This is a genomic window from Streptomyces panaciradicis, assembly GCF_023516615.1.
Taxonomy (GTDB): Bacteria; Actinomycetota; Actinomycetes; order Streptomycetales; family Streptomycetaceae; genus Streptomyces; species Streptomyces panaciradicis.
The window spans coordinates 1-8,457 of record NZ_JAMGBF010000136.1 but is presented as its reverse complement, the minus strand read 5'-3'; the positions used below and the strand labels follow the sequence as shown (position 1 = coordinate 8,457).

Below are 8,457 nucleotides of genomic sequence, written 5' to 3'. Positions count from 1 at the left end.
TCGGCCTCAGCAGCAGCCCCCGTCGGCGGCGGGCTGAGAAGAAGCGTGGGGTCGACGGCCATCACGGGTCCGTCGGCGGCGGGCTGACGGGGAGCTGCGGGGTCGTTGTCGGTCCCCGTCCCCGGTCGGCGGCGGGCTGAGAAGAAGCTGCCGTTACGGCCTCGTCGACGGCGGGCTGACGAGGAACGCGGGGGCGGCGGGCGTCGTAGGTCCGTCGGTGGCGGGCTGACGAGGAGCTGCCGGGTCGGCCTCGGTCGCGGGCACGTCGGCTGTGAGCTGAGAAGAGGTGCCGCGGGGGCCGTGTCCGGCTCGGCCCCCGCGGGCGTGGGCCGGCGCGGGGCTGCGGGCGGGGGGTCGGCACGGCCACAATGGGGGCGTGAGTACCTCCAGCCTTCCCGCCCTGCCCGCCTCCGACCGCCCCGACGTGGCCGCCCGGCTGCGGGACGCGCTGCTCGCGCAGTCCTTCACCGCCGACGGGCTGCTCGACCTGCTCGGCGCGCCCGCGTACGCGGCGCTGGCCCGCAGCGAGATCGTGCCCGCGCTCCGCGCGACCCGCGGGGACACGCCGCTGGAACTGCTCGTGCGGCTGTTCCTGCTGCAGCAGCCGGTGCCGCACGCGCGCGTGGCGGACGTTCTGCCCCTGGACGCCTGCCTGAACAGCGGGTGGCTGGCGCCGGCCGGGGCCGACGAGGTCGCCGCGACCGTGGACGTACGGCCGTACGGCGGGCCCGACGGCGAGGACTGGTTCATCGTGTCCGACCTCGGTTGCGCGGTCGGCGGCGCCGGCGGGATCGGCCGCAAGGACGAGGGCGTCGTCCTGGGCGTCGGCGGTGCCTCGACCACCCTCGCCGGCATCACCGTCCGTACGCCCGTCGCGTCGGCCCTCGACCTCGGCACGGGCTCCGGCATCCAGGCGCTGCACGCCGCCCAGCACGCCACGCGCGTGACGGCGACCGACGTCAACCCGCGCGCCCTGCACATCACGGCGCTCACCCTGGCCCTCTCCGGCGCGCCGGCGGCCGACCTGCGCGAGGGCTCCCTCTTCGACCCGGTGCGGGACGACGAGCGGTACGACCTGATCGTCTCCAACCCGCCCTTCGTCATCTCGCCGGGCGCCCGGCTGACGTACCGCGACGGTGGAATGGGCGGGGACGATCTGTGCCGCTCGCTCGTTCAGCAGTCGGGGGAGCGGCTGCGGGAGGGCGGTTTCGCGCAGTTCCTCGCCAACTGGCAGCACGTGGAAGGGGAGGACTGGCAGGACAGGCTCAGGTCGTGGGTGCCGCGCGGGTGCGACGCGTGGATCGTGCAGCGCGAGGTCCAGGACGTCACGCAGTACGCCGAGTTGTGGCTCAGGGACGCCGGTGACCACCGCGGGGACCCGGTCGAGTACCAGGCGCGGTACGACGCGTGGCTGGACGAGTTCGAGGCGCGCAAGGTGAAGGCGGTCGGCTTCGGCTGGATCACCCTGCGCCGGACGACGGCCGCCGAGCCCTCGATCACCGTGGAGGAGTGGCCGCATTCGGTCGAGCAGCCGCTCGGCGACGCGGTGCGAGCCCACTTCGAGCGGCTGGACTACCTGCGCGCGCACGACGACGCGGCCCTGCTGGAAGGGCACTTCAGGCTCGTCGCCGAGGTCGTCCAGGAGCAGGTCGGGCTGCCCGGCGCCGAGGACCCGGAGCATGTGGTGCTGCGTCAGCACCGCGGCATGCGCCGGGCCACGAAGGTCGACACGGTCGGCGCGGGCTTCGCCGGGGTGTGCGACGGCTCGCTGAGCGCGGGCCGCATCCTGGACGCCATCGCGCAACTGGTCGGGGAGGACCCGGTGTTGCTGCGCGACCGGACGCCCGCTCAGATCAGGCTGCTGGTGGAGCAGGGTTTCCTCGAGCCGGCCTGAGCGACGCGCCGGGAGCCCGCGGCGGCATTCTCCACCGGCATATGAAAACAGGCCAAGATTTTCCTATTGCTCGACGCTTCGCGCGATTCCCTCTTCCGCCGGGTCCGCCGACCCTTGACGCACCCGGCGGCAAAGATCGGGAAAGCCCCTCCGGAAGCGGTGGGAAAGCGCGTGCCCACCAGGTCATAGGCGTTGTGGGCCCCCGCCGAATTGAGCGGGAGAAGGGCGCGGGCGACGCCGGTAAAGATCACCGCGGCGAATTCGGCGCGGTCCGCGCGCCGGATGCGCGGTGCCCGGCGCGGCCGGACGACTCGTGCCGGGAACGACGGCAGTGAGGGGCATCCGCGGCCGGGGCCGGCGTCACGGTGGGCGACGATCCACAGGCGGGTCGGCCCGGCGTTCACCTCGGGTTCGCCCGGCCGTCTCCCGCGCGTGCCAGTCTCCCCGGACGGGGCATACGCGGACGGGTGGAAAAGGGGCACGGGGAGCCATGGAGAGCGGACCGGCGATCTTCGCTGGAGCGGTGTTCGCGCTGTTCGGCGGAGCGCTGCTGGTGTGGACCGTGACCCGGGTGCGGCACGGCGAGCCCGTCGCGCACGGTGTGAACCCGGTCGCATCGGCGGCCCTCGCGAGCCTCGTGTCGGTGATCGCGCTGACCCTCGCGGCCTGGTGCCTGACCCGAGTGTGAAAGCAGCCCCGGAGCTGCGGACGAGGTAATCGGGAGGTGATCCTCCGGTTCGCCTCGAAAAGGTGGCCGGGCACTCCGGGCGGCAGGAATGGCGCGACTCGGGTTACCGTTCGAGTGGCCGTTGCGGGCTTTTCCCGTTTGACACGGGGGCGGGATGTACCGTCACACTCCGCAGCGTCACCATGACACGGCCCCGGGAGGAACGCCTGGGGAGGCCCCAGCATCGACCGGAGAGAAGAGCGAAGTTGTCCCCGACCAGCGAGACCGCACACGGCGGCCGCCGACTCGTCATCGTCGAGTCGCCTGCCAAGGCGAAGACGATCAAGGGCTACCTCGGCCCCGGCTACACCGTCGAGGCGAGCGTCGGGCACATCCGCGACCTTCCCAACGGTGCCGCGGAGGTGCCGGAGAAGTACACCGGCGAGGTCCGCCGCCTCGGTGTGGACGTCGACCATGACTTCCAGCCCATCTATGTGGTCAACGCCGACAAGAGGGCCCAGGTCAAGAAGCTCAAGGACCTGCTCAAGGACTCCGACGAGCTCTTCCTCGCCACCGATGAGGACCGCGAGGGCGAGGCCATCGCCTGGCACCTCCAGGAGGTGCTCAAGCCCAAGGTCCCGGTCAAGCGGATGGTCTTCCACGAGATCACCAAGGCCGCGATCCAGGCGGCCGTCGCCAACCCGCGCGAGCTGAACCAGAAGCTGGTCGACGCCCAGGAGACCCGCCGCATCCTCGACCGTCTCTACGGCTACGAGGTCTCGCCGGTGCTGTGGAAGAAGGTCATGCCGCGGCTGTCGGCCGGCCGCGTCCAGTCCGTCGCGACCCGTCTCGTCGTGGAGCGGGAACGCGAGCGCATCGCTTTCCGTTCCGCCGAGTACTGGGACCTGACGGGCACCTTCGCGACCGGCCGCGCCGGCGATCCGTCGGACCCGTCGTCGCTGGTCGCCCGCCTGCAGTCCGTCGACGGCAGGCGTGTCGCGCAGGGTCGCGACTTCGACTCCCTGGGACAGCTCAAGAGCGCGAACACCCTCCACCTCGACGAGGCGAACGCCCGCGCACTGGCCGCCGCCCTGGAGCAGACGCAGTTCGCCGTCCGCTCCGTCGAGTCGAAGCCGTACCGCCGCTCGCCGTACGCCCCCTTCCGTACGACCACGCTGCAGCAGGAGGCGAGCCGCAAGCTCGGCTTCGGCGCCAAGGCGACCATGCAGGTGGCCCAGAAGCTGTACGAGAACGGCTTCATCACCTACATGCGTACGGACTCCACGACGCTCAGCGACACCGCCGTGGCCGCCGCCCGCGCCCAGGTGACGCAGCTCTACGGCGCCGACTACCTGCCGCCCAGCCCGCGGACGTACGCCGGGAAGGTCAAGAACGCGCAGGAGGCGCACGAGGCGATCCGCCCCTCGGGTGATCGTTTCCGCACACCCGCCGAGACCGGGCTGACCGGCGACCAGTTCAAGCTGTACGAACTGATCTGGAAGCGCACGGTCGCCTCCCAGATGAAGGACGCCACCGGCAACTCCGTCACGGTGAAGATCGGTGGCACGGCCGCCGACGGCCGGGACGTCGAGTTCACCGCCTCCGGCAAGACGATCACCTTCCACGGCTTCCTCAAGGCCTACGTCGAGGGCGCCGACGACCCGAACGCCGAGCTGGACGACCGCGAGCGCCGGCTGCCGCAGGTCGCCGAGGGCGACCGGCTCAGCGCCGAGGAGATCACGGTCGACGGGCACGCCACCAAGCCCCCGGCCCGCTACACCGAGGCCAGCCTCGTCAAGGAGCTCGAAGAGCGCGAGATCGGCCGTCCGTCGACGTACGCGTCGATCATCGGCACGATCCTGGACCGCGGCTACGTCTTCAAGAAGGGCACGGCGCTCGTCCCGTCCTTCCTGTCCTTCGCCGTGGTCAACCTCCTGGAGAAGCACTTCGGGCGGCTCGTCGACTACGACTTCACCGCCAAGATGGAGGACGACCTCGACCGCATCGCCCGCGGCGAGGCGCAGGCCGTGCCGTGGCTGAAGCGGTTCTACTTCGGCGAGGCCAACGGCATCGGCGGCGCGGCCGAGGCCGGCAACGGCGACGGCGACCACCTCGGCGGCCTCAAGGAGCTGGTGACCGACCTGGGCGCGATCGACGCGCGCGAGGTGTCGTCGTTCCCGGTGGGCAACGGCATCGTGCTGCGGGTCGGCCGCTACGGCCCGTACATCGAGCGTGGCGAGAAGGACTCCGAGGGCCACCAGCGGGCGGACGTGCCCGAGGACCTGGCGCCCGACGAGCTGAGCGTCGAGCTCGCCGAGGAACTGCTCGCCAAGCCGAGCGGCGACTTCGAGCTCGGTGCCGACCCGGCGACGGGCCACCAGATCATCGCCCGGGACGGCCGCTACGGCCCGTACGTCACCGAGGTGCTCCCCGAGGGCACCCCGAAGACCGGCAAGAACGCCGTCAAGCCGCGTACGGCCTCGCTGTTCAAGTCGATGTCGCTGGACACCGTGACCCTCGCGGACGCCCTCAAGCTGATGTCGCTGCCGCGCGTCGTCGGCACCGACGCCGAGGGCCAGGAGATCACCGCGCAGAACGGCCGCTACGGCCCGTACCTGAAGAAGGGCACGGACTCGCGCTCGCTCACTTCCGAGGAGCAGCTCTTCACGATCACCCTCGAAGAGGCGCTGGCGATCTACGCGCAGCCCAAGCAGCGCGGACGCGCGGCCGCCAAGCCGCCGCTGAAGGAGCTGGGCACCGACCCGGTCAGCGAGAAGCCGGTCGTGGTCAAGGACGGCCGTTTCGGACCGTACGTGACCGACGGGGAGACCAACGCGACGCTGCGCTCCGGCGACAGCGTCGAGACGATCACCCCGGAGCGCGGCTTCGAACTCCTCGCCGAGAAGCGGGCGAAGGGTCCCGCGAAGAAGACGGCGAAGAAGGCGCCCGCCAAGAAGGCCCCGGCCAAGAAGGCGACGACCGCCAAGAAGACCGCCGCGAAGAAGACGACGACGGCCGCGAAGAAGACGGCCGCCAAGAAGACGACGGCCGCCGCCAAGAAGACGACTGCTTCGAAGACGGCCTCGGACGACTGAACGGCGGCCGAGTCACGGGGACCTTCCCCAAGACGGCTTCGCAAAACGAACGCCCCGATATCGCTTTGGTGTCGGGGCGTGCGCACGTTCGGGAGCGCCCCCTGGCTTGTCGGTCGGTCCCGATAGGCTGAAAGCATGACGCGAGCCGAGCAGCCAACGGCCCCCAAGCCGGCCCCCGACGACGCCCTTGTCGCGGACTCCCGCGAGCGCGCCGTTCGCGCCCTGCTCCAACGACCGCAGCTGAGGCGGTTGTGGAGCGCACAGTTCGTGGGGTCGATCGGTGACACCCTCGCCCTCCTCGTGCTGGTGCTGCTGGCCCTTCAAGCGGCCATCAGCGAAGGCTCGTTCGGCGGGAACTACCGGGGCGTGGCGTTCGCAGTGGCGACCGTCTTCGCGGTACGCATCCTCGCGACGCTGCTCTTCGGCGCCGTACTCCTCGGCCCGCTCACCTCGCTCACCTCCCACGACGGCCCTCTCGACCGCCGTTGGACGATGGTCGGTGCCGACACCGTCCGCGTCCTCGCGCTCATCGTCGCCCCGCTGTGGATCGACTGGACGCCGGACAACGCGCTGGCGATCCTGCTGGTGACCGCCTTCGTGACCGGGGTGGCCGAGCGCTTCTGGACGGTGTGCCGCGAGAGCGCCGCGCCCGCGCTGCTGCCGGCCCCGCCGCCGGAGGGCGCGACGGTACGGCCCCTGCCGGACCACCTGGACGCCCTGCGCCGCCTGTCGCTGCGCACGACCTTCGTGGCCATCCCGCTCGCGGCCGCCGCGCTCGTCGTCGCCGGCCTGCTCAACAACCTGCTGGGCACCGGCCTGGACTGGTTCGCCCAGCACCAGGCCGCCCTCGCCTCGTACGTGGCGGCCGGGCTCTTCGCCGCCTCCCTGTCCGTCGTCGTGTTCCTGGAGCTGCCCGACACGCGCACCCCGCGCGCGCGTTCGCCGCTGGAGGGACTGCGCCGGCCCAAGACGGCCTCGGGCGTCGACAAGGGCCGCACGGGAGCCATCCCGCTGCTGGTGCTCTCCGGCGCGGCCGTCGCGGGCGCGATCGCCGCGGCCGTCGCCGTGTGCGTGCTGCACGCCAAGGACCTGCACGGCGGCCCGGTGACCTACGGCCTGCTGGTCCTCGGACTGACCGGCGGTGTCGTCGTCGGTATCCGTACGGCGCCGAAGATCCTGGTGTCGCTCTCGCGCCGCCGCCTGCTCGCGCTGGCCATCGCCTTCACCGGCATCGCGCTGCTGGCCGCCGGGCTCGTCCCGGACGTCACCACCGTCCTGCTGATCGTCACGCTGGCCGGCATCGGCGCGGGCGTCGCGGCCAACACCGGGCACACCCTCCTCGACCAGGAGGCCGAGGACCACCGGCGCGCACGGACGACCGAGCACCTGCACGCGGTCGTCCGGGTCACCGTGGCCCTCGGCGCGGTGATCGCCCCGGTCGTGGCGGCAGGGATCGGCCCGCACCGGCTGGAGAACGGCAAGTTCGTCTTCGCCCACGGCGGCGCCGCCTTCACCCTCATGCTGGTCGGGGCGCTGCTGCTGCCGGTGGCCGCGCTGGTGCTGGCCAAGGTCGACGACCGCTCCGGCGTGCCGCTGCGGCACGACCTGAGGGACGCGCTGCTGGGCGGCGACGACCCCCTGACCACGCCCGCCGGGAACGGTTTCTTCATCGCCCTGGAGGGCGGCGACGGCGCCGGCAAGTCCACGCAGGCCGAGGCGCTCGCCGAGTGGATCCGGGCCAAGGGCCACGAAGTCGTGGTCACCCGCGAGCCGGGCGCGACCCCGGTCGGCAAGCGGCTGCGGTCGATCCTGCTGGACGTCTCCAGCGCCGGTCTGTCCCACCGGGCCGAGGCCCTGCTGTACGCGGCGGACCGCGCGGAGCACGTGGACACGGTGGTACGGCCCGCCCTGGAGCGGGGCGCCGTCGTGATCTCCGACCGGTACATCGACTCCTCGGTCGCCTACCAGGGAGCGGGCCGCGACCTGTCCCCGACGGAGATCGCCCGGATCAACAGGTGGGCGACGAACGGCCTCGTACCCCACCTCACCGTGTTGCTGGACATCTCCCCGGAGAGCGCCCGCGAGCGGTTCACCGAGGCCCCCGACCGGCTGGAGTCGGAGCCGGCCGAGTTCCACGCGCGCGTGCGCTCCGGCTTCCTCACCCTCGCCGCGGCCGACCCCGGGCGGTACCTGGTGGTGGACGCCGGCCAGGAGCCCGAGGCCGTCACCACCGTCGTACGCCACCGGCTCGACCAGATGCTGCCGCTGTCCGAGCAGGAGATCCGGGAGCAGGAGGAGGCGCGCAAGAAGGCCGAGGAGGAGGCCCGCCGCAAGGCCGAGGAGGAGGCCGCCCGCAAGGCCGAGGAGGAGCGGCTGGAGCGCGAGCGCCAGGAGCAGCTCGCCAAGTTGCGCGCCGAGGAGGAGGAGCGCAAGCGGCGCGAGCTGGAGGAGGCGCAGCGGCGCGAGGCCGAACGGCAGGCGGAGGAAGCCCGGCGCCGGGCCGAGGAGGCCGCCCGGCGTGCCGAGGAGGAGCGGCAGCGGCTGCTCGCCGAGGAGAAGGCGCGCGCCGAGGAGGAGGCCCGCCGCAAGGCCGAGGAGGAGCGTCGGCGCAGGCAGGCCGAGGAAGAGGCCCGGCTGCACGCCGAGGCCGAGGCGCTGCGGCTGGAGAAGCAGCGCAAGGCCGAGGAGGCCCTGATGCGCGCGGAGGAGGCCCGCCGGCTCGCCGAGCAGGCCGCGGCCGCCGCGGAGGCCGGTCCCAAGCAGCCGGCCGCGCCCGCGGTGCCGCCGGAGGCGCCGACCGC

The 8,457-nt window shown here is 72.5% G+C and carries 4 protein-coding genes; all 4 read left to right on the top strand.

Annotated elements, in window-relative coordinates:
- The first annotated feature begins 376 nt into the window (after positions 1-376).
- Positions 377-1,894 carry a DUF7059 domain-containing protein gene (locus M8J74_RS34540; RefSeq protein ID WP_249840218.1) on the top strand — a complete coding sequence of 506 codons (1,518 nt, stop codon included), beginning with the start codon at positions 377-379 and terminating at the stop codon, positions 1,892-1,894.
- A gap of 490 nt (positions 1,895-2,384) precedes the next feature.
- On the top strand, positions 2,385-2,582 hold the full coding sequence (locus M8J74_RS34535) for a hypothetical protein (RefSeq protein WP_249840217.1): 198 nt from the start codon (positions 2,385-2,387) through the stop codon (positions 2,580-2,582).
- 245 nt (positions 2,583-2,827) lie between these two features.
- Positions 2,828-5,656: a type I DNA topoisomerase gene (topA, locus tag M8J74_RS34530; RefSeq protein ID WP_249840216.1), complete on the top strand. Its 2,829-nt coding sequence runs from the start codon at positions 2,828-2,830 to the stop codon at positions 5,654-5,656.
- Between the two features lie 135 nt (positions 5,657-5,791).
- On the top strand, positions 5,792-8,457 hold a 2,666-nt coding region (gene tmk / locus M8J74_RS34525), incomplete at its 3' end, for a dTMP kinase (protein WP_249840215.1).